At 59.7% G+C, this 26,538-nt stretch carries 22 protein-coding genes; 15 read left to right on the forward strand and 7 right to left on the reverse strand.

Features of this window, described 5'->3' with window-relative positions:
• Positions 1–15 precede the first annotated feature (15 nt).
• Both dapC and HUW52_RS25705 read left to right on the forward strand, forming a co-directional pair.
• Positions 16–1,215: a succinyldiaminopimelate transaminase gene (dapC, locus tag HUW52_RS25700; protein ID WP_016985099.1), complete on the forward strand. Its 1,200-nt coding sequence runs from the start codon at positions 16–18 to the stop codon at positions 1,213–1,215.
• A gap of 247 nt (positions 1,216–1,462) precedes the next feature.
• Positions 1,463–2,116, forward strand: coding sequence for a hypothetical protein (locus HUW52_RS25705; protein WP_175555225.1), 654 nt, complete (start codon positions 1,463–1,465; stop codon positions 2,114–2,116).
• 20 nt (positions 2,117–2,136) lie between these two features.
• Here the strand turns inward: HUW52_RS25705 and HUW52_RS25710 are convergent, their stop codons facing one another.
• On the reverse strand, positions 2,137–3,768 hold the full coding sequence (locus tag HUW52_RS25710; RefSeq protein WP_016985101.1) for a Na+/H+ antiporter: 1,632 nt from the start codon (positions 3,766–3,768) through the stop codon (positions 2,137–2,139).
• Between the two features lie 292 nt (positions 3,769–4,060).
• On the opposite strand from HUW52_RS25710, the gene HUW52_RS25715 reads away from it, so the two are divergent.
• The 4 genes from HUW52_RS25715 to HUW52_RS25730 all read left to right on the forward strand — a co-directional run bounded on the left by HUW52_RS25715 (position 4,061) and on the right by HUW52_RS25730 (position 7,228).
• Entirely contained in the window at positions 4,061–4,423 is a 363-nt protein-coding gene (locus tag HUW52_RS25715) for an ArsC family reductase (RefSeq protein WP_016985102.1), read from the forward strand.
• 33 nt (positions 4,424–4,456) lie between these two features.
• Positions 4,457–5,491: a 2,3,4,5-tetrahydropyridine-2,6-dicarboxylate N-succinyltransferase gene (dapD, locus tag HUW52_RS25720; RefSeq protein ID WP_175555226.1), complete on the forward strand. Its 1,035-nt coding sequence runs from the start codon at positions 4,457–4,459 to the stop codon at positions 5,489–5,491.
• 130 nt (positions 5,492–5,621) lie between these two features.
• Positions 5,622–6,827: an aminotransferase class V-fold PLP-dependent enzyme gene (locus HUW52_RS25725; protein ID WP_175555227.1), complete on the forward strand. Its 1,206-nt coding sequence runs from the start codon at positions 5,622–5,624 to the stop codon at positions 6,825–6,827.
• Positions 6,824–7,228, forward strand: a complete 405-nt coding sequence (locus HUW52_RS25730; RefSeq protein WP_175555228.1) for a SufE family protein — start codon at positions 6,824–6,826, stop codon at positions 7,226–7,228. The genes HUW52_RS25725 and HUW52_RS25730 overlap by 4 nt, the downstream gene beginning before the upstream one ends.
• Positions 7,229–7,330: 102 nt before the next feature.
• On the opposite strand, the gene tcdA is transcribed toward HUW52_RS25730, so the two are convergent.
• Positions 7,331–8,143, reverse strand: a complete 813-nt coding sequence (gene tcdA, locus HUW52_RS25735) for a tRNA cyclic N6-threonylcarbamoyladenosine(37) synthase TcdA (protein ID WP_371929226.1) — start codon at positions 8,141–8,143, stop codon at positions 7,331–7,333.
• A gap of 219 nt (positions 8,144–8,362) precedes the next feature.
• Here tcdA and HUW52_RS25740 point away from each other — a divergent pair, with 219 nt between their 5' ends.
• From HUW52_RS25740 to HUW52_RS25755, 4 genes are all read left to right on the forward strand, one after another.
• Positions 8,363–10,954, forward strand: a complete 2,592-nt coding sequence (locus tag HUW52_RS25740) for a glycosyltransferase (RefSeq protein ID WP_016985107.1) — start codon at positions 8,363–8,365, stop codon at positions 10,952–10,954.
• Between the two features lie 238 nt (positions 10,955–11,192).
• On the forward strand, positions 11,193–12,344 hold the full coding sequence (dapE, locus tag HUW52_RS25745) for a succinyl-diaminopimelate desuccinylase (RefSeq protein ID WP_175555229.1): 1,152 nt from the start codon (positions 11,193–11,195) through the stop codon (positions 12,342–12,344).
• Positions 12,344–13,153: a putative RNA methyltransferase gene (locus HUW52_RS25750; RefSeq protein WP_175555230.1), complete on the forward strand. Its 810-nt coding sequence runs from the start codon at positions 12,344–12,346 to the stop codon at positions 13,151–13,153. Before dapE ends, HUW52_RS25750 begins: the two co-directional genes overlap by 1 nt.
• Before the next feature lie 75 nt (positions 13,154–13,228).
• Positions 13,229–13,606 carry a hypothetical protein gene (locus HUW52_RS25755; protein WP_175555231.1) on the forward strand — a complete coding sequence of 126 codons (378 nt, stop codon included), beginning with the start codon at positions 13,229–13,231 and terminating at the stop codon, positions 13,604–13,606.
• Positions 13,607–13,697: 91 nt separating this feature from the next.
• Here the strand turns inward: HUW52_RS25755 and HUW52_RS25760 are convergent, their stop codons facing one another.
• A complete protein-coding gene (locus HUW52_RS25760; protein WP_007908870.1) occupies positions 13,698–13,907 on the reverse strand; it encodes a cold-shock protein in 210 nt (69 codons plus the stop codon).
• 237 nt (positions 13,908–14,144) lie between these two features.
• On the opposite strand from HUW52_RS25760, the gene plsB reads away from it, so the two are divergent.
• Genes plsB through HUW52_RS25775 form a run of 3 tightly spaced genes read left to right on the forward strand, consistent with a single transcriptional unit; the run spans position 14,145 to position 17,830 of the window.
• Entirely contained in the window at positions 14,145–16,646 is a 2,502-nt protein-coding gene (gene plsB, locus HUW52_RS25765; RefSeq protein ID WP_016985111.1) for a glycerol-3-phosphate 1-O-acyltransferase PlsB, read from the forward strand.
• Between the two features lie 55 nt (positions 16,647–16,701).
• Positions 16,702–17,100: a YbaY family lipoprotein gene (locus tag HUW52_RS25770; protein ID WP_175555232.1), complete on the forward strand. Its 399-nt coding sequence runs from the start codon at positions 16,702–16,704 to the stop codon at positions 17,098–17,100.
• A gap of 40 nt (positions 17,101–17,140) precedes the next feature.
• Positions 17,141–17,830, forward strand: a complete 690-nt coding sequence (locus HUW52_RS25775; protein ID WP_016985113.1) for a DUF4197 domain-containing protein — start codon at positions 17,141–17,143, stop codon at positions 17,828–17,830.
• Here HUW52_RS25775 and HUW52_RS25780 read toward each other — a convergent pair.
• The 3 genes from HUW52_RS25780 to HUW52_RS25790 form a co-directional block, all read right to left on the reverse strand.
• Positions 17,827–19,218, reverse strand: coding sequence for a Fic family protein (locus HUW52_RS25780; protein WP_175555732.1), 1,392 nt, complete (start codon positions 19,216–19,218; stop codon positions 17,827–17,829). The genes HUW52_RS25775 and HUW52_RS25780 overlap by 4 nt on opposite strands.
• An 811-nt stretch (positions 19,219–20,029) precedes the next feature.
• The gene (locus tag HUW52_RS25785) at positions 20,030–23,098 is read right to left on the reverse strand and encodes an efflux RND transporter permease subunit (RefSeq protein ID WP_175555233.1); all 3,069 of its coding nucleotides are present in this window, start codon (positions 23,096–23,098) and stop codon (positions 20,030–20,032) included.
• A 6-nt stretch (positions 23,099–23,104) separates the two neighbouring features.
• On the reverse strand, positions 23,105–24,205 hold the full coding sequence (locus HUW52_RS25790; protein ID WP_123594900.1) for an efflux RND transporter periplasmic adaptor subunit: 1,101 nt from the start codon (positions 24,203–24,205) through the stop codon (positions 23,105–23,107).
• Between the two features lie 94 nt (positions 24,206–24,299).
• On the opposite strand from HUW52_RS25790, the gene HUW52_RS25795 reads away from it, so the two are divergent.
• Complete coding sequence (locus HUW52_RS25795; RefSeq protein WP_016983601.1) at positions 24,300–24,935, forward strand: TetR/AcrR family transcriptional regulator; 636 nt, start codon at positions 24,300–24,302, stop codon at positions 24,933–24,935.
• A 105-nt stretch (positions 24,936–25,040) separates the two neighbouring features.
• Here the strand turns inward: HUW52_RS25795 and HUW52_RS25800 are convergent, their stop codons facing one another.
• On the reverse strand, positions 25,041–25,823 hold the full coding sequence (locus HUW52_RS25800) for a class I SAM-dependent methyltransferase (protein ID WP_026000488.1): 783 nt from the start codon (positions 25,821–25,823) through the stop codon (positions 25,041–25,043).
• Positions 25,824–25,915: 92 nt separating this feature from the next.
• On the opposite strand from HUW52_RS25800, the gene HUW52_RS25805 reads away from it, so the two are divergent.
• On the forward strand, positions 25,916–26,536 hold the full coding sequence (locus HUW52_RS25805; protein ID WP_016983603.1) for a hypothetical protein: 621 nt from the start codon (positions 25,916–25,918) through the stop codon (positions 26,534–26,536).
• Positions 26,537–26,538 lie beyond the last annotated feature (2 nt).

A 26,538-nucleotide genomic window follows, 5' to 3' on the forward strand; every position in this document is an offset into this window, starting at 1 on the left:
CGAGACCCAGCCCCAATGAACAACGCTCTGAACCAGCTCCAGCCCTACCCGTTCGAAAAGCTCCGCGCGCTGCTCGGCACCGTGACCCCGAACCCGGATAAACGTCCGATCGCGCTGTCGATTGGCGAGCCGAAGCATCGCTCGCCAAGCTTCGTCGCCGAAACGCTGGCCAACAGCCTGGATCAGATGGCGGTGTACCCGACCACCCTCGGCATCCCGGCGCTGCGTGAAGCCATTGGCGGCTGGTGCGAGCGTCGTTTCGGCGTGCCAGGCGGCTGGATTGATCCGGCGCGCAACGTGTTGCCGGTCAATGGCACCCGTGAAGCGTTGTTCGCGTTTACTCAGACCGTGGTAAACCGTGGCGACGACGCGTTGGTGGTCAGCCCGAACCCGTTCTACCAGATCTACGAGGGCGCCGCTTTCCTCGCCGGGGCCAAGCCGCATTACCTGCCGTGCCTTGACGAAAACGGCTTCAACCCGGATTTCGATGACGTTTCGCCGGACATCTGGAAACGCTGCCAGATCCTGTTCCTGTGCTCGCCAGGCAACCCGACGGGCGCGCTGATCCCGGTCGACACCCTGAAAAAACTGATCGCCCTGGCCGATGAATACGACTTCGTGATCGCCGCCGACGAGTGCTATAGCGAACTGTACTTCGACGAACAGACGCCACCGCCAGGCCTGCTCACTGCCTGCGTCGAACTGGGCCGCAAGGATTTCAAACGCTGCGTGGTGTTTCACAGCCTGTCCAAGCGCTCCAATCTGCCTGGCCTGCGCTCCGGTTTCGTGGCGGGTGACGCCGATATCCTCAAAGGTTTCCTGCTGTATCGCACCTACCACGGCTGCGCGATGCCGGTGCAAACGCAACTGGCGAGCGTGGCTGCGTGGAATGACGAAGTGCATGTGCGCGCCAATCGCGCGCTGTACCGCGAAAAGTTCGATGCGGTGCTGCAGATCCTCAGCCCGGTGATGGATGTTCAGCGTCCGGATGGCAGTTTCTATTTGTGGCCGAATGTGAACGGCGATGACGCGGCGTTCTGCCGTGATTTGTTCGCCGAAGAGCACGTGACCGTGGTGCCGGGATCCTATCTTTCGCGCGATGTCGACGGCGTCAACCCAGGGGCCGGCCGTGTACGCATGGCACTCGTGGCGCCGCTGGCTGAATGCGTGGAGGCCGCGGAACGGATTCGCGCGTTCATGACTCGCCAACGCTAAACAACTTTACCGTGCCAGCAAAACTGGCACGGCAACTTCCCCCTGCAAAGACACAATTCAATAAACTTGTATCCCGCCTTAGTCCATCTAACAGCTTACTATTGAGCTGCGTATCACGCTGCGCAGATTTAACTGTTAACTAATATCAAATATCAAAACAAGGAAGTTCAATCATGAACCCGACCACTAATATCGGCTTCAACATAATGCTCGCAACCATTCAAACCGGAAGCGGAGTACAACAATAATGTGGGCCCGAAACAATCCCTCCAAACTCTGGACTCCTGGCCAGACGTTGCGTATCGCTTTCCTTAATGGCACGCCTGAATTCAAGCAAGCCGTCCGTTCCGCCGCCAGTAACTGGCTCTCGCACATCAATTTGAAGTTCGACTTCGTTGAGGGGGTAGAAGGTGATATCCGCATCTTCAGCGAAAATGGCACGTTCTGGTCGCAGACTGGCACCGATGCATTGCTCGACACCGATGAGCCCACCATGCGGCTCTGGCCACACTCAAGTAATCATGCCCGTTATTTCGCAGCGAACGTCATGCATGAGTTTGGCCATATGCTCGGCGCAGAACACGAACAAACCAACCCGACAGCCAACATCCCCTGGAATAGAACAGCCCTGTATGCGAGTCATGGAATCACCGACAACCCCGAGGAAGATGACTATCAGGCCGAGGTTACACGCAATAAACTGAACCACTTGTACCTTGACCGTGCCGACCCGAGCGAAAGTCTTTATTCAATGTATGACCGTAAATCGATCATGCACTACGTCATCCAGCAGACCTGGACTGAAGGTGACTTCCAGATCTTTCCCAATCTGGAACTCAGTGAACACGACAAAGCCTTCATGGCAATGGCCTACCCCTATCCACCGCAAGCGAGCGAATGACTTTACCCGCCAGTGGATAGTTATTTGACCTGCCCCAGGTTCGCTTCGCTTAAATCAAGATCTGCCAACACTTCTCGCAGAACGTCATCACCAATCTCGTGTTGGCGACTCAAGCTGTAAAGTTCAAGGCGTTGTGCCCGCAGCGCCTTCAAACGCAAACGGCGTTCCAGCAGATCCATCTGGAACGCCAGCGCCTGGGCCTCTGCCGAATCGTTGAATACTTCCAGTTGATGGCGATACTCGGACATGATCCGCGCCTTCAGTTCCGCCGAGAGAGCGGCTTGAGCGGCGTCCTGCGGGGCGACCTCCTCAGTTTCCAGGGCATGAATCGCCGCTTCGGCAGTCTTGCGCCAAGCGTCGCGCACTTCCTGGCGGCGCTTGTCATCCGGGCTCTTTTCAATTCCGCGCAGCAACAGCGGCAAGGCGATGCAAGCCGACACCAGTGACAACAGGATCACCCCGGCGGCAATGAAAATCAGCAGATCACGCTCGGGAAAAGCATCGGCCCCCATCAACATCGGCACCGACATCACACCGGCCAGCGTCACCGCTCCACGCACCCCGCCGACGGTCAGCAGCCAGCAGGAGCGCGCCGTCGGCACTTGTGTCAGCTCGCCCTTGCCGCGCAAGCGGCGCAGCAGCACCGATAAGCGCCAGATGCTTTGCACCCAGATAAAACGCAGCAATACCAGCGCCAGAAAAATTGCCACGACATCCAGACAGCGATAAAACAGCGTCGGCCACAAGGTCGGCTCGTGGCTGACCACGGCTTTGATGATGTCGGGCAATTGCAGGCCCAGCAGCAGGAAGATCAAACCGTTGAAGGCGAACTCCAGCAGCGACCAGACACTGCGATTGAGCAAGCGGGTGCTGGTCTGCCGCGGCAGCAGGTCGAGCCAGCTCTGCATCATCCCCGCCGCCACCGCCGAGAGAATGCCCGAGACGCCGAGCCGTTCGGCCAACACATAAGCGGCGAACGGCAGCAGCAACATGAACACCACGTGAGTGGCCGGATCGTCCCAGCCTCGGGCGATCATCCACGCCCGCAAGCGCCCGACCAGCCAGCTCAATGCCACACCGACTGCCAGACCACCGAGCGCCACCACGACAAAGGTCAGGCTGGCGTTGGTCAGCGAGAATACGCCCGTGATGGCCGCCACCAGGGCGAACTTGAAGGTCACCAGACCCGAGGCATCGTTCATCAGCGCCTCGCCCTGCAATATATGCATCAGCGGGGTTGGCAGGCGGTTTTGCGAAATCGCCGAGACCGCCACGGCGTCGGTCGGCGACAGCACAGCGGCGAGGGCAAAGGCTACGGGTAACGGAATTGACGGCAATAACCAATGAATGAAGTACCCGGCGCCAACCACAGTGAACAGCACCAGCCCCACCGCCAGCGTCAGGATCGGCCCGCGCAGATGCCAGAACTCGCGCTTGGGCATGCGCCAGCCATCGGAAAACAACAACGGCGGCAGGAACAGAAACAGGAACAATTCTGGATCGAGCGCCACATGCAGGCCGAGGGTCGGCCAGGCGAGCAAGGCGCCGGCGGCGATTTGTACCAGCGGCAGTGGCAACGGGATGACCCGTCCGACCAGCCGCGAGACGCTGACCAGCATCAGCAGGATCAGGACGGTGTAAGCGGTTTGCATAAAGCGGAAATCTCAGACAATCGACAGCGTTGAACTGCCATATTAGACGCTTAGGATGCGTCTGACCGTTGCACCTATGTCGCACGCGTACACGCCGTACCAATGTGGGGGCGAGCTTGCTCGCGAATACGGTGTGTCATAAATAGAGATTTTGACTGACACGGCCCCTTCGCGAGCAAGCTCGCTCCCACAGGGTTTTGCATTGCCAAATGAAGCCGGGCGCCGCGAAACCGTTTGGTCATGGCATAATCCGACACCATTTTTTTCCAGCACCTGTAAAGGGGGCGATTCCTTGACCGTTTCAAGTAAAACGTTGCACCTTTTCGGCATCAAAGCCTGCGACACCATGAAGAAGGCGCGCACCTGGCTCGATGAACACGCTGTCAGCTACGACTTTCACGATTACAAAAGCGCCGGCATCGACCGTGAACACCTGACCCAATGGTGTGACGAACACGGCTGGCAAACGGTGTTGAACCGCGCAGGCACGACCTTTCGCAAACTCGACGACGAACGCAAAGCCGATCTCGACCAATCGAAAGCCATCGAACTGATGCTCGCTCAACCCTCGATGATCAAGCGCCCGGTGCTCGATCTCGGTGACCGAACCCTGATTGGCTTCAAGCCAGATATCTACGCGGCCGCTCTGAAGTAAGCAGCCCGTCACTCTTTGTAGAGGTGTATTTACATGTCCAATTCCCTGTTCAGCATCGCCTTTGGTGTCGGCACTCAGAACCGTCAAGGCGCGTGGCTGGAAGTGTTCTACGCACAGCCACTGCTCAACCCTTCGGCCGAACTGGTCGCCGCTGTTGCGCCGATCCTCGGTTACACCGAAGGCAACCAGGCCATCACTTTCACCACCGCCCAGGCCGCACAACTGGCTGAAGCCGTGAAAGCCATCGACGCCGTGCAAGGCAAGCTGCTGACCCGTCTGGCGGAAAGCCACAAGCCGCTGGTCGCCACTTTGCTGGCGGAAGACGCACAGCTGACCTCGACGCCTGAGGCCTATCTGAAGCTGCACCTGCTGTCGCACCGTCTGGTCAAGCCACACGGCGTGAGCCTGGCCGGGATCTTCCCGCTGCTGCCGAACGTAGCGTGGACCAGCCAGGGCGCCATCGACCTGAGCGAACTGGCGGAAATGCAACTGGAAGCCCGTCTGCGTGGCGAATTGCTGGAAGTGTTCTCGGTGGATAAGTTCCCGAAAATGACCGACTACGTGGTACCGGCCGGCGTACGTATCGCTGACGCGGCGCGTCTGCGTCTGGGCGCTTACGTCGGTGAAGGCACCACCGTGATGCACGAAGGTTTCATCAACTTCAACGCTGGCACCGAAGGCCCGGGCATGATCGAAGGCCGCGTTTCCGCTGGCGTATTCGTCGGCAAGGGTTCCGATCTGGGCGGCGGTTGCTCGACCATGGGCACCCTGTCGGGCGGCGGCAACATCGTGATCAAGGTTGGCGAAGGCTGCCTGATCGGCGCCAACGCCGGTATCGGTATTCCGTTGGGCGACCGCAACACTGTCGAGTCGGGCCTGTACGTGACCGCCGGTACCAAGGTGGCGCTGCTCGACGAAAACAACAACCTGGTCAAGGTTGTAAAAGCACGCGAGCTGGCCGGTCAGACTGACCTGCTGTTCCGCCGCAATTCGGAAACCGGTGCTGTGGAATGCAAAACCCACAAATCGGCGATCGAACTGAACGAAGCGCTGCACGCTCACAACTAAGCAGCACATCGACCTCCTGTGGGAGCGAGCTTGCTCGCGAAGCTTTTAGCGTCCTCAAGGACGCCTTCGCGAGCAGGCTCGCTCCCACAGTGTCTTGTGTACACCCGCCCAAGTTCACAGGGCTGAACAAATGATGATTCCCTCCCCGTGGCGTGCCGATTTCCCGGCTATCGCCGCACTGCAACGGCAAGACCAGACCTATCTGGACAACGCCGCCACCACGCAAAAACCCCAAGCCCTGCTCGACGCACTGACGCATTACTACGCCAACGGCGCGGCCAATGTGCACCGTGCGCAACACCTGCCGGGCGCCCATGCCACGCAGGCGTTCGAAGACAGTCGGTTGAAGGTGGCCCAGTGGCTGAATGCCGGTGACAGCGGGCAGATCGTCTTTACCCACGGCGCCACCAGTGCGCTGAATCTCCTGGCTTATGGCCTGGAACATCTTTTCCACCCGGGCGATGAAATTGTCATCAGCGCCCTGGAGCATCACGCCAACCTGCTGCCGTGGCAGCAACTGGCACAACGACGCAATCTGAAGCTGGTGATCCTGCCGCTGGATGCCGACGGTCTGATCGACCTTGCTGCCGCTGTGCACCTGATCGGCCCGCGCACGCGCTTGCTGGCGGTCAGTCAGCTGTCCAACGTGCTCGGCGCATGGCAGCCATTGCCGGCATTGCTGGGCATGGCCAAGGCGCAAAACGCACTGACCGTGGTCGATGGCGCGCAAGGCGTGGTTCACGGCCGGCATGACGTGCAGGCGCTGGGTTGCGACTTTTATGTGTTTTCCAGCCACAAGCTGTATGGCCCGGATGGCCTCGGTGTGTTATTCGGCCGCAACGCTGCACTTGAGCAATTGAAGCCTTGGCAATTCGGCGGCGAAATGGTGCTGGAAGCCAACTATCACGACGCGCGTTTCCGCCCTGCTCCGCTGGGTTTTGAAGCGGGTACGCCACCGATTGCCAGTGTGATCGGCCTCGGCGCAACCCTCGATTATCTGGCAGGTCTGGATCAGGACGCGGTGTCGGCCCACGAAGCGGCGCTGCATGATTATCTGCTGCGAGGCCTCGCCGCTCGTAACGGCATTCGTCTGCTCGGCAAGCCGCAACTGGCGCTGGCAAGTTTTGTCGTCGAGGGCGTGCACAACGCCGATTTGGCGCATCTGCTGACCGAGCAAGGTATCGCCGTGCGCGCCGGGCATCACTGCGCGATGCCGCTGCTGAAAAGCTTCGAACTGGCCGGGGCGATTCGTGTATCGCTGGCGTTGTACAACGACTCGGAGGATCTGGAACGCTTCTTTGAAGCGCTGGATCAGGCGCTGGAGATGTTGCGATGAGCTTGCCGGTCGAGGCAGCCGAGGCGCTGCAGACTTTTCAGAATGCAGCGGGCTGGGAACAGCGGGCGCGGTTGCTGATGCAGTTTGGTGATCGTCTGCCGGCGCTCAGCGATGCGGACAAGTGCGAGGCTAATCGGGTGCATGGCTGTGAGAGTCAGGTCTGGCTGGTTGGCGAACTGCACGACGGTCACTGGCAATTCAGCGCAAGCAGCGATGCGCGGATGATTCGCGGGTTGGTGGCGTTGTTGCTGTTGCGGGTTAACGGCTTGTCGGTGGCTGATTTAAAGCAAATCGATTTGCCGGATTGGTTTAATCAGCTCGGCCTGTCGCGCCAGCTATCGCCATCGCGCAGCAATGGCCTGAATGCCGTGCTCCAGCGAATGAATGAGTTGGCGCTTTAAAGCGGCTGCTTCGCAGCCATCGCGAGCAGGCTCACTCCTACAATTGGAATGCGTTCCCCTGTAGGAGTGAGCCTGCTCGCGATAAGGCCATAAGCCCCACCATCAAATCTGAGGTTTGACTCGGTCAGCCGGGCGCCGCACACCCGCGACAATCTTGTCCACAGCCTTGGTCGCCGCGACCATGCCAAACGTCGCCGTGACCATCATCACCGCGCCAAACCCGCCGGCGCAGTCCAGCTTCACGCCATCGCCGACAAAACTCTTCTGCAAACAAATGCTGCCATCCGGTTTCGGATAGCGCAGCTGCTCGGTGGAAAACACACACGGCACGCTGTAATGGCGGGTCACGGTGCGCGAAAAACCATAATCACGACGCAACGTCGAACGCACTTTCGACGCCAATGGATCGTTGAAGGTGCGATTGAGATCGCACACCTGAATCAGCGTCGGATCAATCTGCCCGCCCGCACCGCCAGTGGTGATGATCTGGATCTTGCGGCGCTTGCACCAAGCGATCAGTGCAGCCTTGGCGTTGACCGCGTCGATGCAGTCGATCACGCAGTCGATATTCGGCGTGATGTATTCGGCCATGGTCTCGCGGGTGACGAAATCCGCCACCGCGTGCACCGTGCAATCCGGGTTGATCCCGCGCAGACGCTCGGCCATCACCTCGACCTTGGGTTTGCCGACGGTGCTGTCCAGCGCATGTAACTGGCGGTTGGCGTTGCTGACGCAGACGTCATCAAGGTCGAACAGCGAAATCTCGCCGACGCCACAACGGGCCATGGCTTCCGCCGCCCAGGAACCGACGCCACCGACGCCGACAATCGCCACATGGGCCGCGCGCAGGCGTTCCAGGCCTTCAATGCCATACAAACGGGCGATGCCTGCAAACCGCGGATCTTCTGTACTCATGACCATTACCCCAAAAACCGGCGCGCATTATAGGGCTATGCGGCGACAAGTTCTAAACATCAGCTACAAGTGTAAGAACTTAAGTCAAAGTCGGCTGCCCAATGTCGGGCATTTCCCTGTCTGATGTACGACTGGCGAACTGCCGGTGTAGGATGCGCGCCCCTCGGGCGTCTAGCCGACCGATCCTCCGTTCCACAGCCTTTGGAACCCGAAATAGCTATGTCATCGCGTAAATTTGGACTCAACCTGGTGGTGGTTCTGGCAATCGCCGCCCTGTTCACCGGTTTCTGGGCGCTGATCAATCGCCCGGTTTCCGCGCCGAACTGGCCGGAGCAGATCTCCGGTTTCTCCTATTCGCCGTTCCAGCAGGGACAATATCCGCAGAAAGATCAGTACCCGACTGACGACGAAATGCGCCGCGACCTGGAGATCATGAGCAAGCTGACGGACAACATCCGCATCTACTCGGTCGACGGCTCGCTGCAAGACATCCCGAAACTGGCTGAAGAATTCGGCCTGCGCGTGACGCTGGGGATCTGGATCAGCCCGGACCAGGAACGCAACGAACGGGAAATCACCCGCGCCATCGAATTGGCCAACACCTCGCGCAGCGTGGTGCGCGTGGTGGTCGGTAACGAAGCGATCTTCCGCAAGGAAATCACCGCGCAAGAGCTGAGCGTGCTGCTCGATCGCGTGCGCGCGGCGGTGAAAGTGCCGGTGACCACGTCCGAGCAATGGCACGTCTGGGAAGAACACCCGGAGTTGGCCAAGCACGTTGACCTGATCGCCGCGCACGTTCTGCCGTACTGGGAGTTCATTCCGGTCGACAAGGCCGGGCAGTTCGTTTTCGACCGCGCCCGCGACCTGAAAAAACTGTTCCCGAAAAAACCGCTGCTGCTCTCCGAGGTCGGCTGGCCGAGCAACGGTCGTATGCGCGGTGGCGCCGATGCATCGCCGGCGGATCAGGCGATCTATTTGCGCACCCTGGTCAACAAGCTCAACCGCCAAGGCTTCAACTACTTCGTGATCGAAGCGTTTGACCAGCCGTGGAAGGCCAGCGACGAAGGTTCGGTGGGCGCGTACTGGGGCGTGTTCAACGCTGCGCGGCAGCAGAAATTCAACTTCGAAGGGCCGGTGGTCGCGATCCCGCAGTGGCGCGTGCTGGCCATCGGTTCGGTGGTACTGGCGCTGTTGTCGCTGACCCTGCTGATGATCGACGGCTCGGCGTTGCGTCAGCGTGGGCGGATCTTCCTGACCTTTATCGCCTTCCTTTGCGGCTCGGTGCTGGTGTGGATCGGTTACGACTACAGCCTGCAATACAGCACGTGGTTCAGTTTGACGGTGGGCTTCCTCTTGGCGCTCGGTGCGCTCGGCGTGTTTATCGTGCTGCTCACCGAGGCGCATGAACTGGCCGAAGCGGTGTGGATTCACAAACGTCGGCGTGAATTCCTGCCGGTTGAAGGCGACTCCAGCTATCGCCCGAAAGTCTCGATTCACGTGCCGTGCTACAACGAGCCGCCGGAAATGGTCAAACAGACCCTCGACGCCCTCGCCGCGCTCGATTATCCGGACTACGAAGTCCTGATCATCGACAACAACACCAAGGACCCGGCGGTGTGGGAGCCGGTGCGTGACTACTGCGAAACTCTCGGCCCGCGCTTCAAGTTCTTCCACGTTTCACCGCTGGCCGGTTTCAAGGGCGGCGCGTTGAATTACCTGATTCCGCACACCGCCAAGGATGCCGAAGTGATCGCTGTGATCGACTCCGATTACTGCGTGCACCCGAACTGGCTGAAACACATGGTGCCGCACTTCGCCGACCCGAAAATCGCCGTGGTGCAGTCGCCGCAGGATTACCGCGACCAGAACGAAAGCACCTTCAAGAAGCTCTGCTATGCCGAATACAAAGGCTTCTTCCACATCGGCATGGTCACCCGTAACGACCGTGACGCGATCATTCAGCACGGCACCATGACCATGACCCGTCGCTCGGTGCTGGAAGAATTGGGCTGGGCCGACTGGTGCATCTGTGAAGACGCCGAACTCGGTCTGCGCGTATTCGAGAAAGGCCTGTCGGCGGCGTATTACCACGACAGCTACGGCAAGGGTCTGATGCCGGATACGTTTATCGACTTCAAGAAACAGCGTTTCCGCTGGGCCTACGGTGCGATCCAGATCATCAAACGTCACACCGGCAGCCTGCTGCGCGGCAAGGACACCGAGCTGACGCGCGGCCAGCGTTACCACTTCCTCGCGGGCTGGTTGCCGTGGGTCGCGGACGGCATGAACATCTTCTTCACCGTCGGCGCGCTGTTGTGGTCGGCGGCGATGATCATCGTGCCGCAACGGGTCGATCCGCCGCTGCTGATCTTCGCAATCCCGCCTCTGGCGTTGTTCGTGTTCAAGGTCGGCAAGATCATCTTCCTCTACCGTCGCGCCGTTGGCGTGAACCTGAAAGATGCATTCTGCGCGGCACTGGCCGGGCTGGCGTTGTCGCACACCATCGCCAAAGCGGTGCTGTACGGCTTCTTCACCAGCAGCATTCCGTTCTTCCGCACGCCGAAAAACGCCGACAACCATGGCTTCTGGGTGGCGATTTCCGAGGCGCGCGAAGAGCTGTTCATCATGCTGCTGTTGTGGGGCGCGGCGCTGGGGATCTTCCTGGTCAACGGCATGCCGAGCAACGACATGCGTTTCTGGGTGGTGATGTTGCTGGTGCAGTCGCTGCCGTATCTGGCGGCGCTGATCATGGCGTTCCTGTCGTCACTGCCCAAACCTGCCGCTGCGCCCGAACCGGCGCCGGTCGTCTAAATCCTCATCGATGCACTAAACGGCGGCCAATGGTCGCCGTTTTGCTTTAAGATAACCGCCATTTTGCGGGGCTTGGCGTGATAACCGGTCTGATTGACCGAACCCAATCCCTGTGGGAGCGAGCTTGCTCGCGAAGGCTTTGTAACATTCAACCCTTATGTTGCCTGATACACCGCTTTCGCGAGCAAGCTCGCTCCCACATCGGCCCCAGCTCAAATTCATGACCCCGGAGTTTTCCATGACGGCCCACGCCGACCTTTCGCCGACCCTCCAACTCGCCATCGACCTGATCCGCCGTCCGTCCGTGACGCCGGTCGACGCCGATTGCCAGAAGCAGATGATGCAGCGCCTGGGCGATGCCGGTTTCACTCTCGAGCCGATGCGCATCGAAGATGTGGATAACTTCTGGGCGACCCACGGTACCAACGACGGTCCGGTGCTGTGCTTCGCTGGCCACACCGACGTGGTGCCGACCGGTCCGGTGACCGCGTGGCAGATCGACCCGTTCAACGCGCTGATCGATGAACACGGCATGCTCTGCGGCCGTGGCGCGGCGGACATGAAAGGCAGCCTGGCATCGATGACTGTCGCCGCTGAGCGCTTCGTCGCCGATTACCCGAACCACAAGGGCAAGGTCGCGTTCCTCATCACCAGCGATGAAGAAGGCCCGGCGCACCACGGCACTAAAGCAGTGGTCGAACGCTTGGCCGCGCGTAATGAGCGTCTGGACTGGTGCATCGTCGGCGAACCGTCGAGCACCACACTGGTCGGCGACGTAGTGAAGAACGGCCGTCGCGGCTCGCTGGGCGCCAAGCTCACGGTCAAAGGTATTCAGGGCCACGTCGCCTATCCACACTTGGCAAAGAATCCGATCCACCTCGCCGCTCCGGCGCTGGCCGAACTGGCCGCCGAACATTGGGATCACGGCAACGATTTCTTCCCGCCGACCAGTTTCCAGATTTCCAACGTCAACTCCGGCACCGGCGCGACCAACGTGATTCCAGGTGATCTGGTGGCGGTGTTCAACTTCCGTTTCTCCACCGAATCGACCGTTGAAGGCCTGCAGAAACGCGTGGCTGACATTCTCGATAAGCACGATCTGGACTGGCACATCGACTGGGCGCTGTCCGGCCTGCCATTCCTCACCGAACCGGGCGCGCTGCTCGACGCGGTGTCGGCGAGCATCAAGGACATCACTGGTCGCGAGACCAAGGCGTCGACCAGCGGCGGTACCTCCGATGGACGTTTCATCGCGACCATGGGCACGCAGGTTGTTGAACTGGGCCCGGTCAACGCGACCATTCACCAGGTCAACGAACGCGTGCTGGCGGCGGATCTCGACGTACTGACCGAGATCTACTACCAGACCCTGATCAAGTTGCTCGCCTGATGCTCGCTTGCCCCATCTGCAGTGAACCACTGAATGCGGTGGACAACGGCGTGGTCTGCCCCGCCGGCCACCGCTTCGACCGTGCGCGCCAGGGTTATCTGAACCTGTTGCCGGTGCAGCACAAAAACAGCCGCGACCCTGGCGATAACCAGGCCATGGTCGAAGCGCGCCGTGATTTCTTGAACGCCGGGCATTACGCGCCGGTGGCCAAGCGTCTGGCCGAGCTGGCGGCGAGTTATGCGCCGGTTCGCTGGGTCGATATCGGTTGTGGCGAGGGTTACTACACCGCGCAAATCGCCGAGGCCTTGCCGAACGCTGACGGCTACGCGCTGGACATTTCCCGCGAAGCGGTTAAACGCGCCTGCAAGCGTAACCCGGCGATTACCTGGTTGATCGCCAGCATGGCCCGTGTGCCGTTGGCGTCGGGCAGTTGCCAGTTTCTCGCCAGTGTTTTCAGTCCTTTGGACTGGGAAGAGGCCAAGCGCTTGCTCAGTGTCGGCGGCGGCCTGATGAAAGTCGGCCCGACCAGTGGCCATCTGATGGAACTGCGCGAGCGCCTGTACGACGAAGTGCGCGAATACACCGACGACAAGCATCTGGCCCTGGTGCCGGAAGGCATGGCGTTGGCGCACAGCGAAACCCTGGAATTCAAGCTGACGCTGGACAAGCCCGAGGATCGCGCCAACCTGTTGGCGATGACGCCCCACGGCTGGCGTGCCAGTGCCGAGCGTCGCGCGGCGGTGATCGAACAGGCCGAGCCGTTCGAGACCACCGTGTCGATGCGCTACGATTATTTCGTTCTTCAATAACTTTTGGTCTCGGGCACAGGCCCGGGGCCGGCTAAATCCGCGAATGGATTTTTCAGACCCGCAGTGAGGACATCCATGCGCCAACCGGACATCGAGATTTACCTGAAAGACGCCGACGTCGACCACAAGGCCATTTCCGCCTGGCTGAGCGCCGCGCTGGGCCCGTGCAGCGACTGGGTACAGAAAGGCCAGACTTACAAGTGCAAGGCCGGCAACGTGCCGGTGACCTGGCTGCCGAAAGCGGTGGGCAAATGGAACAGCCTGTACCTGGAAAGCGACCAGACGCCGTGGGACGACGACATCGCCTGCGCCCGCGCCGCATTTGCTGCGCTGAACGTGGAAGTGCGTTGCGCACCGGGCACGTGGGTCGAGGAAGAAGGTGAGGAGACGGCGGATCGCTGGATGCGCATCAGCGAAGACGGCGAAGAAGAAATCACCTGGAAAACTGCCTAAAAGCAAAAGATCGCAGCCTTCGGCAGCTCCTACAGGGTCATGTGTACACCCGTAGGAGCTGCCGAAGGCTGCGATCTTTTGATCTTCAAGGTTACAGGCCTACAACATCCTCAGCCTGCAAACCCTTCTCGCCAGTAATCACCGCGTATTCGACCTGCTGGCCTTCGGTCAGCGACCGATGCCCTTCGCCACGAATCGCGCGGTAGTGCACGAACACGTCCACCCCGTCTTCGCGCTGGATAAAGCCGTAGCCTTTGGCGTCGTTGAACCACTTCACATTGCCGGTTTCACGTGTTGCCATCTGTTCATACTCCTTTTTTATTATTGAACAGGCTTTTCGCAGGAAAGCCTTTGAGGAACGTCAGCCTGCATCCGACGTCCATAAAAGGGCCCCGGCGACAGACCGCCGAGTATATGACAGGCGCGAAAACTCTCAACAGGAGATTACTTCGCCGCTTTTTTGCCGATTTTCGGTGAATACGGCAAACTGTCGACCTCCCGAGCAACCGCTCGGTTTATCAACTCATGCAGAAGCCGTATGACCCGTTCCCCGTTCCGCCGTCTTGTGTTTGGCACCCTGCGCCGACTGTTGTACCTCTGGGTTCGCTCGGAGACGATCAACCAGTCGTCGTTCACCCTCAACCTCGACCGCAGTCGTCCGGTGTTCTACGTCCTGCAAAACCCTTCGCTGACCGATCTGGCCGTGCTCGACACCGAGTGCACCAAGGCCGGCCTGCCGCGTCCGGTGTTGCCGGTATCGGTCGGTTCGCTGATCGAACCGGCGGCGTTTTTCTACCTGACGCCGGATCCCGACTGGCTCGGCCGCCAGGACAAACGCGGTGCGCCGCCGACCTTGACCCGTCTGGTCAGCGCGCTCACGCAGAACGCTGCCGAAGACGCGCAGATCATTCCGGTCAGCGTGTTCTGGGGTCAGTCGCCGGACAGCGAAAACAGTCCGTGGAAATTGTTGTTCGCCGACAGTTGGGCCGTTACCGGACGTCTGCGTCGGCTGCTGAGCATCATCGTCCTCGGCCGTAAAACCCGTGTGCAATTCTCGGCGCCGATTCATCTGCGCGAATTGATTGAGCACAACAAGGGCCACGAGCGCACCGTGCGCATGGCCCAGCGCATCCTGCGTGTGCACTTCCGCAATCTGAAAGCAGCGGTCATCGGCCCGGACATTTCCCACCGTCGCAACCTGGTCAAAGGTCTGCTCAACCAGCCACTGGTCAAGCAAGCGATCCTCGACGAAGCCGAGCGCGAAAACATCTCCGCGGAAAAAGCCAAGGCCCAGGCCCTGCGCTACGGCAACGAGATCGCCTCGGACTACACCTACACCGCCATTCGCTTCCTCGAAGTGGTGCTGAGCTGGTTCTGGAACAAGATTTACGACGGCATCAAGGTCAACCACATCGAAGGCGTGCAGAAAGTCGCGCAAGGCCACGAAGTGATCTACGTGCCGTGCCACCGCAGCCACATCGACTACCTGCTGCTCTCGTACCTGCTGTTCCGCAACGGCCTGACCCCGCCGCACATCGCCGCCGGGATCAACCTGAACATGCCGGTGATCGGCAGCCTGCTGCGCCGTGGCGGTGCATTCTTCATGCGTCGCACATTCAAGGGCAATCCGCTGTACACCTCGGTGTTCAACGAATACCTGCACACACTGTTCACCAAAGGCTTCCCGGTCGAATACTTCGTCGAGGGTGGCCGCTCGCGCACCGGGCGCATGCTGCAACCAAAAACCGGCATGCTCGCGATCACCCTGCGCAGCTTCCTGCGTTCGTCGCGCATGCCGATCGTGTTTGTGCCGGTGTACATCGGTTACGAGCGCGTGCTTGAGGGTCGCACCTACCTTGGCGAGCTGCGCGGCGCGAGCAAGAAGAAAGAATCGATCTTCGATATTTTCAAAGTCATCGGCGCGCTGAAGCAGCGTTTCGGTCAGGTCGCCGTCAACTTCGGCGAGCCGATCAAACTGGCGGAATTCCTCGATGCCGAGCAGCCGGACTGGCGCCAGCAGGAACTCGGTCCGCAGTACAAACCGGCGTGGCTCAACGAAACCACCAATCGCCTTGGCGAGAAAGTCGCGCAACATCTGAACGAAGCGGCGGCGATCAACCCGGTCAACCTGGTGGCGCTGGCGCTGCTGTCGACTACGCGTCTGGCGCTGGACGATCGCGCCATGGCGCGAGTGCTGGATCTGTATCTGGCGCTGCTGCGCAAAGTACCGTACTCGCCGCACACCACGTTGCCCGAAGGCGATGGCCGCGCGCTGATCGAGCATGTGAAGGACATGGACCTGCTCGCCGAGCAGAACGATGCGCTGGGCAAGATTCTCTATCTGGATGAGCAAAATGCCGTCCTGATGACCTACTACCGCAACAACGTGCTGCATATCTTCGCGTTGCCGGCGCTGCTGGCGAGCTTCTTCCAGAGCGCCTCGCGCATGAGCCGCGAACAGATCCTGCGCTACACCCGCGCGCTGTATCCGTACCTGCAATCGGAACTGTTCATTCGCTGGACGCTGGAAGAACTGGACGGTGTGGTCGATCAGTGGCTGGAAGCGTTCGTCGAGCAAGGCCTGCTGCGTTTCGAGAAGGATGTTTATCTGCGTCCGGCACCGAGCTCGCGGCATTTCGTCCTGCTGACGCTGCTGTCGAAGAGCATCGCGCAGACCTTGCAGCGCTTCTACATGACCGTGTCCTTGCTGCTCAACAGCGGCCAGAACAGCATCAGCGCCGAAGAGCTGGAAGACCTCTGCACGGTCATGGCCCAGCGCCTGTCGATCCTCCACGGCCTCAACGCACCGGAGTTCTTCGACAAGAGCCTGTTCCGCCACTTCATCCAGACCTTGCTCGACCTCGACGTGCTGCGTCGCGACGAGGCTGGCAAACTGAGTTATCACGAGCTGCTCGGCGAACTCGCCGAAGGCGCGGCCAAACGCGTGTTGCCGGCGGAGATTCGTTTGTCGATCCGTCAGGTCGCGCTGCATCGCAGTGAGGATGCTGCCGATCAGGTCATCACTCATCCCGAGACCTGATGCAAACCTGGTGGGAGCGAGCAGGCTCGCTCCCACATTGAAAGGAGAACTTCCGATGAAAAAACTCACCCTGCTTGCCGCTGCCACGCTGCTCAGCGCCTGCCAATCGACCACACCTGCCGGCAAGGTCGGCCTCGACGGTGAAGTGTTCTACCTGCAGCGCATCGCCCTGCCACCGAGCGCAACCCTCAGCGTGAGCCTGCAAGACGTTTCATTGGCCGACGCGCCAGCCGTCGTGCTGGACGAGCAAAAAGGCCCGGTCCAAGGCCAGGTGCCGCTGCCCTTCCACTTGAGCTACGATCCAGCCCAGGTCAAACCCGGCCATCGCTACTCGGTCAGCGCGCGCATTGAAGTCAACGGCGAACTGATGTTCATCACCACCGAAAACCACGCCGTGCAACTCGACGGCAACGACCCGCAGCCGCTGAAAATCCGCGTCGACGCCGTTCGTTAACTCATTTTCCGCAGCCCTTTTCCGCAACAAGGAAGCCGCCATGCTCCGCCCTACCCTTCGCTTCGCCGGCCTCTGCGCAGGCCTGATGATCTCCGCCAGCGCGCTGGCCCTGTCGCTGAGTGACCTGTCGCAAAAAGACGCCACCGGCGGCCTCAAGGATGCCCTGACCCAAGGCGCGCAAATCGCCGTCAAACAACTGGGCACCCCCGGCGGGTTCAGCAACAACCCGGACGTGAAGATCGAACTGCCGGGCAAACTCGGCAAAGCCGCCAGCAAAATGAAAGCCTTCGGCATGGGCGCCCAGGTCGAAGAACTGGAAACCGCGATGAACAAGGCTGCGGAAAGCGCTGTAACTCAAGCCCAGCCAATCCTTGTCGACGCCGTGAAGAAAATGAGCGTGGAAGACGCCAAAGGCATCCTCAGCGGCGGCAAGGATTCGGCCACGCAATACCTCGACAAATCCAGCCGCGAACAGATCCGCGCCAAGTTCCTGCCAATCGTCAAGCAAGCGACCGACAAGGTTGGCGTCGCGCAGAAGTACAACTCGTTTGCTGGTCAGGCCGCTGCGTTTGGCGTTGTTGATGCGAAGAGCGCCAATGTTGAAAACTACGTCACCGAACAAGCGCTGAATGGCTTGTTCGAGATGATCGGCAAGCAGGAAGAAACCATCCGCCAGAACCCGGCCGCTGCGGCGACCAGTTTGGCGAAGAAAGTCTTCGGCACGCTCTAGGCAGTTGCAACATGGGGGCGAAGGAATTCGCTCCCGTGCTTCCATCCACCGACAGGGTTACGTAAAAAGAGCACCCACTCCCGCCCCATCTTCCTTCGTTCAAAAACCCGCAACTCATCTAATCCGTCTAGTGCCGAAGCCGCCTCGCTATACGAGCAAGCAAAATTCTCAGCTACATTGCTCGCGGTGAACTCCCTAGCCACTCCGTTTCGTGCCACCTCGTACAACGCGCGTTGTTTTTCCGTGAGTTGATCGAAGAAGCCGCAATTCGTCAGCCTGCGCTCGAACGCCTCGGTGCAGCCCACGCTCTCGCGGTAAACATCGGTAAACCCGAGCACCGCTCGCTGAATGACCGAACACTGAAATTCGATGAAATATGTCAGATCCAACTCATCCGCCTCGGTGTGCAGATATGAGCGTCCATATTTCACCGGTGCATTACGCAGTAACAAACTGATCGCTATATAGCGAAACGCTGCAAATTCGTTTTTAAACATGAACCAGTAAAACAACGCCCTGGCGACTCGCCCATTGCCGTCGCGAAATGGGTGTTCGTAACCCAAGGCAAAATGCAGTGTGATCGCCTTGATCAGTGGATGCAGATAGTTCTTCTCGTGCGGTGAGCCTTCGGGCAGGTTGAGCCAGTGCGACAATCTCTCCAGCCGCGCGGCCAATCCTGCCGCAGGTGGTGGCCGGTGTACGGTATTGCCCGCACCGTCCTGAACAACCACTTCATCATTGATCCTGAATACTCCGGGAGAGTACTTTTCGTCATCGATTCCCTCGACGCCTACCCGATGGATCGCTGTGATCAACTCCACACTCATGAGTTCGTAACGCCTCTCCCAGGCAAAATTCATCATTCGGTAATTACCCATCACCATGCGTTCATCCGGAGTACGAGGCAAACGCTGCTGCTTGAGCATGTCCTTGGCCACGCGCGTGGTAGTCGCCGCGCCCTCCAGCTGGCTACTGGCGATGGCCTCGTCTTCGATCAAGTCATTGAGCAGATAACTGAAATGCGCCCGCTCGCCGATCTGGCTGGTCATGTATTCCAGCGCCGCGGTACTGGCCTGCCGATCGACGATGGAAATGGTTTTCTGTGCCAGCGGCGTCAGCAGAAATTTGCCCCACTGCACCGGCTCACCCAGTGGCAGAAGGTTAATGTGCTGGGCAGCCCGCGCCTTCTTGACCAAGGCCCAACACAGTTTGGCATCCAGCCCTGGCGCCCAGCGATAACGCAACGCTTCAAATGGCAGATAACGACCTTGGTCATCGAGCGGCTTGAGCAAAGCAAGATAATCCGCCAAACGATGCTTGTGGGGCGGGCGCACCAATAAGTCGAACACCGGGTCGGTTCTACCTTTCAATGCTGGCGGCTTTTTCATCAAGACAAACTCAGGAAAGCTGGAAAGCAGAGGCTGGAGTACAACATCCGAGGCAATCTGGCTCAAGATCAGAGGCTTCTGAAAAAGATGTAGGAAGTGGCGCAGGTAAAGCGGGCTATGGGTCGTCAGCTAGAGACTGGTCGGCTATCAGGTCGCCTTCGCGAGCAAGCTCGCTCCCACAGTTGAATTGAGTACACCTGCAAAAAACAGGTCGGCTGTCGGGTCGCCTTCGCGAGCAGGCTCGCTCCCACAGTTGGATTGAGTACACCTGCGGAAAATAGGTCGGCTGTCGGGCCGCCTTCGCGAGCAGGCTCGCTCCAGTTGGATTGAGTACACCTGCAAAAAACAGGTCGGCTGTCAGGCCGCCTTCGCGAGCAAGCTCGCTCCCACAGAAAAGCAAAAGCAAGGCAGCTCCCACCTCGCATCGCTTCGGCTGCTCACCACTCAACAGGATGAGCGTTAGCTCGGCTGCGGCTTTTGATCTTGATCTGGAAGCCCGTCGGCAGGCTGAGTGGAGGGATTGATCCGGGGGTGGGAGCGCAGCGACCGCTCGACGAAGTCGAACACATCGAAAGTAGGTGCAGCGAAGCAAACCGGAAGCGATGCCCCCGGATCGATCCCGGAGCGAAGGAACCCCGAGCCCCAGCGAGCGGGCCGAACGTCAGGGCACAGACCTTTGGTTCCTTTGGGGCGTTTGCCAAAGGGACTCGCTGTAAGAGCGAAACCGCCAGCGGCAGCCCCCACAAAAACGGATATTCACCCAAAACTCCAAGAACATGGTCGGCCCGAAGGCCGCCACGTCACACAAGAATCAACCCTCCCGACGAACCCGGAACCAAGCCGCATACAACGCCGGCAAAAACAACAGCGTCAACGCAGTCGCAACAATCAACCCCCCCATGATCGCCACCGCCATCGGCCCAAAAAACACACTCCGCGACAACGGAATCATCGCCAACACCGCCGCCAACGCCGTCAACACAATCGGCCTGAAGCGTCGAACCGTAGCCTCGATAATCGCCTGCCAAGGCCTAAGCCCGGAAGCGATATCCTGCTCGATCTGATCCACCAGAATCACCGAATTACGCATGATCATCCCGGACAGCGCAATCGTCCCCAACATCGCCACAAACCCGAACGGCTGGCGGAACACCATCAAAAACAGCACCACCCCGATCAACCCCAGCGGCGCCGTCAAAAACACCATCGCCGTGCGCGAAAAACTGCGCAACTGCACCATCAACAGCGTCAGCACCACGACGATGAACATCGGCACCCCGGCATTCACCGACTTCTGCCCACGCTCGGAATCCTCCACCGTGCCGCCGACATCCAGCAAATAGCCATCGGGCAACTCGGCACGAATCGAATCCAGCGTCGGCATGATCTGCTTCACCAGCGTCGCCGGCTGCTCCTTGCCATAAATATCCGCGCGCACGGTCACGTTCGGCAGCCGATTGCGATGCCAGATAATCCCTTCCTCAAAGCCATATTCCAGCGTGGCAATCTGCGACAACGCCACACTGCGGCCGTTATCCGTCGGCACCGCCAGGCTCGGCAACAACGACAACTCGGTACGCTCATGCACCGTGCCGCGCAGCAGAATCTCGATCAACTCATTGTCTTCGCGGTACTGGCTGACACTCGACCCGGTCAACGAACTCTGGAGGAATTTCGCCAGATTGGCCGTGCTCACACCCAGCGCCCGGGCACGATCCTGATCGATATTCAGGTACACGACCTTGCTCGGCTCTTCCCAATCCAGATGCACATTGACCACGTGCGGATTCTCGCGAACCTTGGCCGCCACCTTGCGCGCCAACGCACGGACTTCTTCGATGTGCTCACCGGTGACGCGGAACTGCACCGGATAGCCAACCGGCGGACCGTTCTCCAACCGCGTAACCCGCGAACGCAATGCCGGGAACTGCTCGTTAAGCGTTTCAATCAACCAAGTGCGTAGTGCTTCCCGCTCCTCGATGGTTTTCGCCAACACCACAAACTGCGCGAAGCTCGCCGCCGGCAATTGCTGATCCAGCGGCAGATAGAAACGCGGCGACCCCGTGCCGACATAGGCGACGTAATTATCAATGCCGGCATGCTCCTTGAGCATCGCCTCCAGCCGTTTCACCTCACCGGTGGTATTGGCCAGCGACGCGCCTTCGGCCAGTTTCAGGTCGACCATCAACTCCAGTCGATTGGAAGCCGGGAAGAACTGCTGTGGCACGAAGCGGAACAACATCACCGAGGCGATAAACAGCCCGACCGTCAGCACGATCACGGTCTTGCGATGCATCACGCACCACTCGACCAAGCGCCGAACGCGCTGATAAAACGGCGTGCCATAGGGATCAGGCTGGCCATCGCCGGTGCCGTGTTTGGCCGCATGAATTTTCGCCAGATCCGGCAGCAGTTTTTCCCCCAGATACGGCACAAACACCACCGCCGCCACCCATGACGCGAGCAACGCGATGGTCACTACCTGAAAGATCGACCGGGTGTATTCGCCGGTGCCGGACTGCGCCGTGGCAATCGGCAAGAACCCGGCGGCAGTGATCAACGTACCGGTGAGCATTGGAAATGCGGTGCTGGTCCAGGCATAACTCGCCGCGCGGATGCGATCAAAGCCCTGCTCCATTTTGATCGCCATCATTTCCACAGCAATAATCGCGTCGTCCACCAGCAAACCCAGCGCCAGCACCAACGCGCCAAGAGAGATCTTGTGCAGGCCGATGCCGAGGTAATACATGCAGGCGAAGGTCATCGCCAGCACCAGCGGAATGGTCAGCGCGACGACCATGCCGGTACGCACGCCGAGGGAGAAGAAGCTCACCAGCAAGACAATCGCCAACGCTTCGACCAGTACCTGAACGAACTCGCCGACCCCGGTTTTCACCGCCGCCGGCTGGTCGGAAACCTTGCGCAATTGCATACCGGCCGGAAGGTTTTTCTGGATGCGCGAGAACTCGCCTTCCAGCGCTTTACCGAGCACCAGAATGTCGCCGCCATCCTTCATCGCCACCGCCAGACCGATCGCATCTTCGCCCATGAAGCGCATGCGCGGCGCCGGTGGATCGTTGAAACCGCGACGCACGTCGGCCACATCTGAGATGCGGAACGTACGATCGCCGACGCGGATCGGGAAGTTCTTTATCTCCTCGACCGTCTGAAAATTCCCCGAGACCCGTAGCTGCAAGCGCTCGCTACCGGTCTCGAAGAAACCTGCGGTAGACACCGCGTTCTGCTCTTGCAACGCCTGTTGCACCACCGCCAGCGGCAAGCCGAGGGTCGCCAGTTTGACGTTGGATAACTCGACCCAGATCTTCTCGTCCTGCAAACCGAGCAAGTCGACCTTGCCGACATCCTTGACCCGTTGCAGCTGGATCTGGATGCGATCGGCGTAATCCTTGAGCACCGCGTAATCGAAACCGTCGCCGGTCAGCGCATAGATATTGCCGAACGTGGTGCCGAATTCATCGTTGAAGAACGGCCCCTGAATGTCCGGCGGCAAGGTCTGGCGAATATCGCTGACCTTCTTGCGCACCTGATACCAAAGATCAGGGATTTGCTTGGAATGCATCGAGTCGCGGGCAATGAACGTGACCTGTGATTCACCGGGACGCGAGAACGACACGATGCGCTCGTATTCGCCGGTTTCCATCAGTTTCTTTTCGATGCGTTCGGTGACCTGCCGCGAGACTTCTTGCGCGGTCGCCCCCGGCCAACGGGTCTGAATCACCATGGCTTTGAACGTGAACGGCGGGTCTTCGCTCTGGCCGAGTTTGGTGTAGGACAACGCACCAACGATGGCCAGAAGAAGCATCAGGAACAGTACGATCTGGCGATTACGCAGCGCCCATTCGGAAAGGTTGAAGCGCATCGGGACTTACTCCTTGTCCGCCAGATTGACCACACGGTTGGAGCGATCCACCGGACGCACCTGCTGCCCTTCAAGCAACACATGCACGCCAGCAGCCACCACCCAGTCACTGGCGTTCAAGCCTTCGAGCACCGGCACGCTTTTCTCGCCAAACGGACCGATGCGCACCGGGGTTTTCTTCAAGGTGTTGTTGCCATTGACGACCCACACGTAGGTCGCACCGTTTTCGGCGGTGAGTGCCGAGAGCGGCACCGACAGGGAAACGCTGTCGGCCGACTGCACGAACACACGGGCGCTCTGACCCAGTTCGGCCGGGACTTTGCCGCCGGTGAAGGAGATGCGCGCGGCAAAGGTGCGCGAGCGTGGATCGGCGGCGGGCGACAGTTCGCGGATTTGCCCGGCGAAGCGCTGGTTCTGTTGCGTCCACAGTTCGACTGTCACTGGCTGACCGACCTTGAAGCGGCCGAAGCTCTGTTCCGGCAGGCTGATCAGCACTTCGCGCTCGCCATCGGTGGCAAGGGTAAACACGGTTTGCCCGGCGGCGACTACCTGCCCCACCTCGACCGAACGCTTGGCCACCACGCCATCCTGCGGCGCACGCAACACGGCGTAACTGGCCTGATTGGTCGATACGTTGAATTCGGCTTTGATTTGTTTAAGGCGGGCTTCACCGGAACGGTAAAGGTTTTCGGCGTTGTCGTAAGCCGAGCGGCTGACCATCTGCCGATCCATCAAGGTTTTGTAGCGATCACGCTCGGCGCGCACAAGATTGAGATTGGCTTCGGCGGCGGCAACCTGAGCACGGGTGGCTTCCAGTTGCAGACGCACGTCCTGCGGATCGAGTTCAGCGAGCGGTTGGTCAGCCTTCACACGCTGACCTTCATCGACCAGTCGTCGGCTGACTTTGCCGCCAATACGAAAGGCCAGATCGGGTTCATAGCGGGCGCGTACCTCGCCCGGATAACTTTCCATCGCCTGCGCCGAGGGCTCTGGCTGCACCACCATGGCCGGTCGCACGGTGACTTGCGTCGCCTCTTCCTGACCGCATGCTGACAAAAGGAACGCCAGACTCACTGGCAACGCGAGGGACAACGCATGGCGGAACATGGTGACGGACCTTTCGCTAATGGTGCTTGGAATAATTATACTGGCGGGTATGTTATTAATAGCAAACTCACCAGTCCAGTATTAAAAGCGAAGAATGTCGAACAATCTTTCAGCTCCAAACGGCCCGGGCCGTCCCAAGGATCTGGCCAAGCGCCAGGCCATCCTCGACGCGGCGAAAATTCTGTTTTTGAGTCATGGCTATGCCAACACCAGCATGGACGCGGTGGCCAGCGAGGCTGGCGTGTCGAAGCTGACGGTCTACAGCCATTTCAACGACAAGGAGACGCTGTTCTCCGCCGCCGTGGTGGCCAAATGCGAAGAGCAATTACCGCCACTGTTCTTCGAATTGCCCGAAGGCATCGCTGTGGAAAATGTATTGCTGAACATTGCGCGAGGCTTTCACCAGCTGATCAACAGCGATGAGTCGGTGAATCTGCACCGCTTGATCATGGCACTCGGCAGTCAGGACCCGAACCTGTCGCTGATCTTCTTCGAGGCCGGCCCGCAGCGCATGGTGCAAGGGATGGAGCGGTTGTTGACGCGCATTCACGAGACCGGTGCGCTGAGCATTGATCTGCCGCGCAATGCCGCTGAGCATTTCTTCTGCCTGATCAAGGGTGCGGGGAATTTTCGGCTGTTGTATGGCTGTGGGGAGCCGTTGAGCGAAGAGGCTGCGGAGAGCCATATTGAGGAAGTGGTGGCTTTGTTTATGCGCGCCTATCGCCCCTGATTCTGTGGTGTCTGGGGGGACGCCTTCGCGAGCAAGCTCGCTCCCACATTGGAATGCATTTCAAATGTGGGAGCGAGCTTGCTCGCGAATGGGGGCGCCTCGGTCTTAAGCCTTGAGCGCTTTCTTCGGGTAAATGTCATACCGGCTGGATTTGCCATCCAGCGCATGACTCGGCTTCGGCCCCGCAATGCACGGTGCCTTGCGCGGGCGCTTGACCACCACCCGGTGCGTCGCCAGAGCCAAAGCGGCCTGCAACAGCGCCGGCGCATCCGGATCATCGCCCACCAGCGGCCGGAACAGACGCATCTCCTTCTTCACCAGCGCGGTTTTCTCACGGTGCGGAAACATCGGATCGAGATAGATCACCTGCGGCGGCTCCCCTTCCCAGTTCTGCATGACTTCGATGGAGTTGCCCTTGAGCAACTTCATCCGCGCCACGATCGGCGCGACATCGAAATCTTCCGCGCCTCGCGCCAGACCATCTTCCAGCAGCGCGCCAATCAGCGGCTGGCGCTCGATCAGACTCATTTCGCAACCGAGACTGGCCAGCACAAAAGCATCCTTGCCCAGCCCCGCCGTGGCATCCAGCACGCGCGGGCGCACGCCTTGGGCGATGCCGACGGCCTTGGCAATCATCTGCCCGCTGCCGCCGCCATACAAGCGCCGATGCGCCGCCCCGCCTTCAACGAAGTCGACCCGCACCGGCCCTGGTGCATCCGGGCCGAGCTGTTGCAGTTGCAAACCCTGTTCGCCAACCTGCAAGGCGAACTCGCCGTCCGCCACTTCACGCGGCAGACCGAGGCATTCGGCCCACTGCTGCGCTTGCGCTTCAAACGTCGCGCCGAGGGCTTCGACATGGATGCGGCAGGCCGCGGGTTGCTCGATCATGGAAAACACGCTCAAAAATTCAAGGATCGGCAAAAACCGCCGATAATTCATTCAACGCGCATTTTGCCAGAGCTGAGCGTCAACCGAAAAAAATGTCAGGCATTCTTCCCACATCGATTGGCTACATCTCGCCCCATGGCGACTTTAGCCGTCACAACACTCAAGCACTGAGCGGCGTCAGTCACCTGTGGCAGGATTTCTTTGCCCAGGCAATGGCCGAACAGACGAGTGAAGTGGTGCCTGCCTGCGGCACGTTTCCACCGGTTGACCTGAGCAGCCCTGAAGAACCGACCATCGGCAGCGAGCTGCACGCGCACATCGTCAGTCAGCGCGAGTGCGATGTAGTCGAAACCGAAGTGCGTCCGCCGGAGCCATTGTTCCTGCCAATCGCCGAATTCGAAATGGACCTGCTGGACAAGCCATTCCCACCGTTCCCGCCTGAAGAACTCAAGGCTCAGCAAGAGCAACAGGATTTCGACAGCAGTTGGGTGCGTCCGGTGGTGATCAACAATGGTCAGCCAACACCAGAACCTGGCCCGGCCCCGCAGAAGAAACCACTGTACCTGCCGATTGCCGAGTTCGACCTCGACCTGATGCAGAAGCCCTACCCGCCGTTCCCGCCAGAAGAAATCGTCGAGCAACAGAAGGCGCTGGACTTCGATAATGGCTGGGCCCGTCCGATCGTTCTGCAGAACCTGCGCCTCGCCGCCTAAAC

The sequence above is a fragment of the Pseudomonas sp. 43A genome, from assembly GCF_013363935.1.
Taxonomy (GTDB): domain Bacteria; phylum Pseudomonadota; class Gammaproteobacteria; order Pseudomonadales; family Pseudomonadaceae; genus Aquipseudomonas; species Aquipseudomonas crudilactis.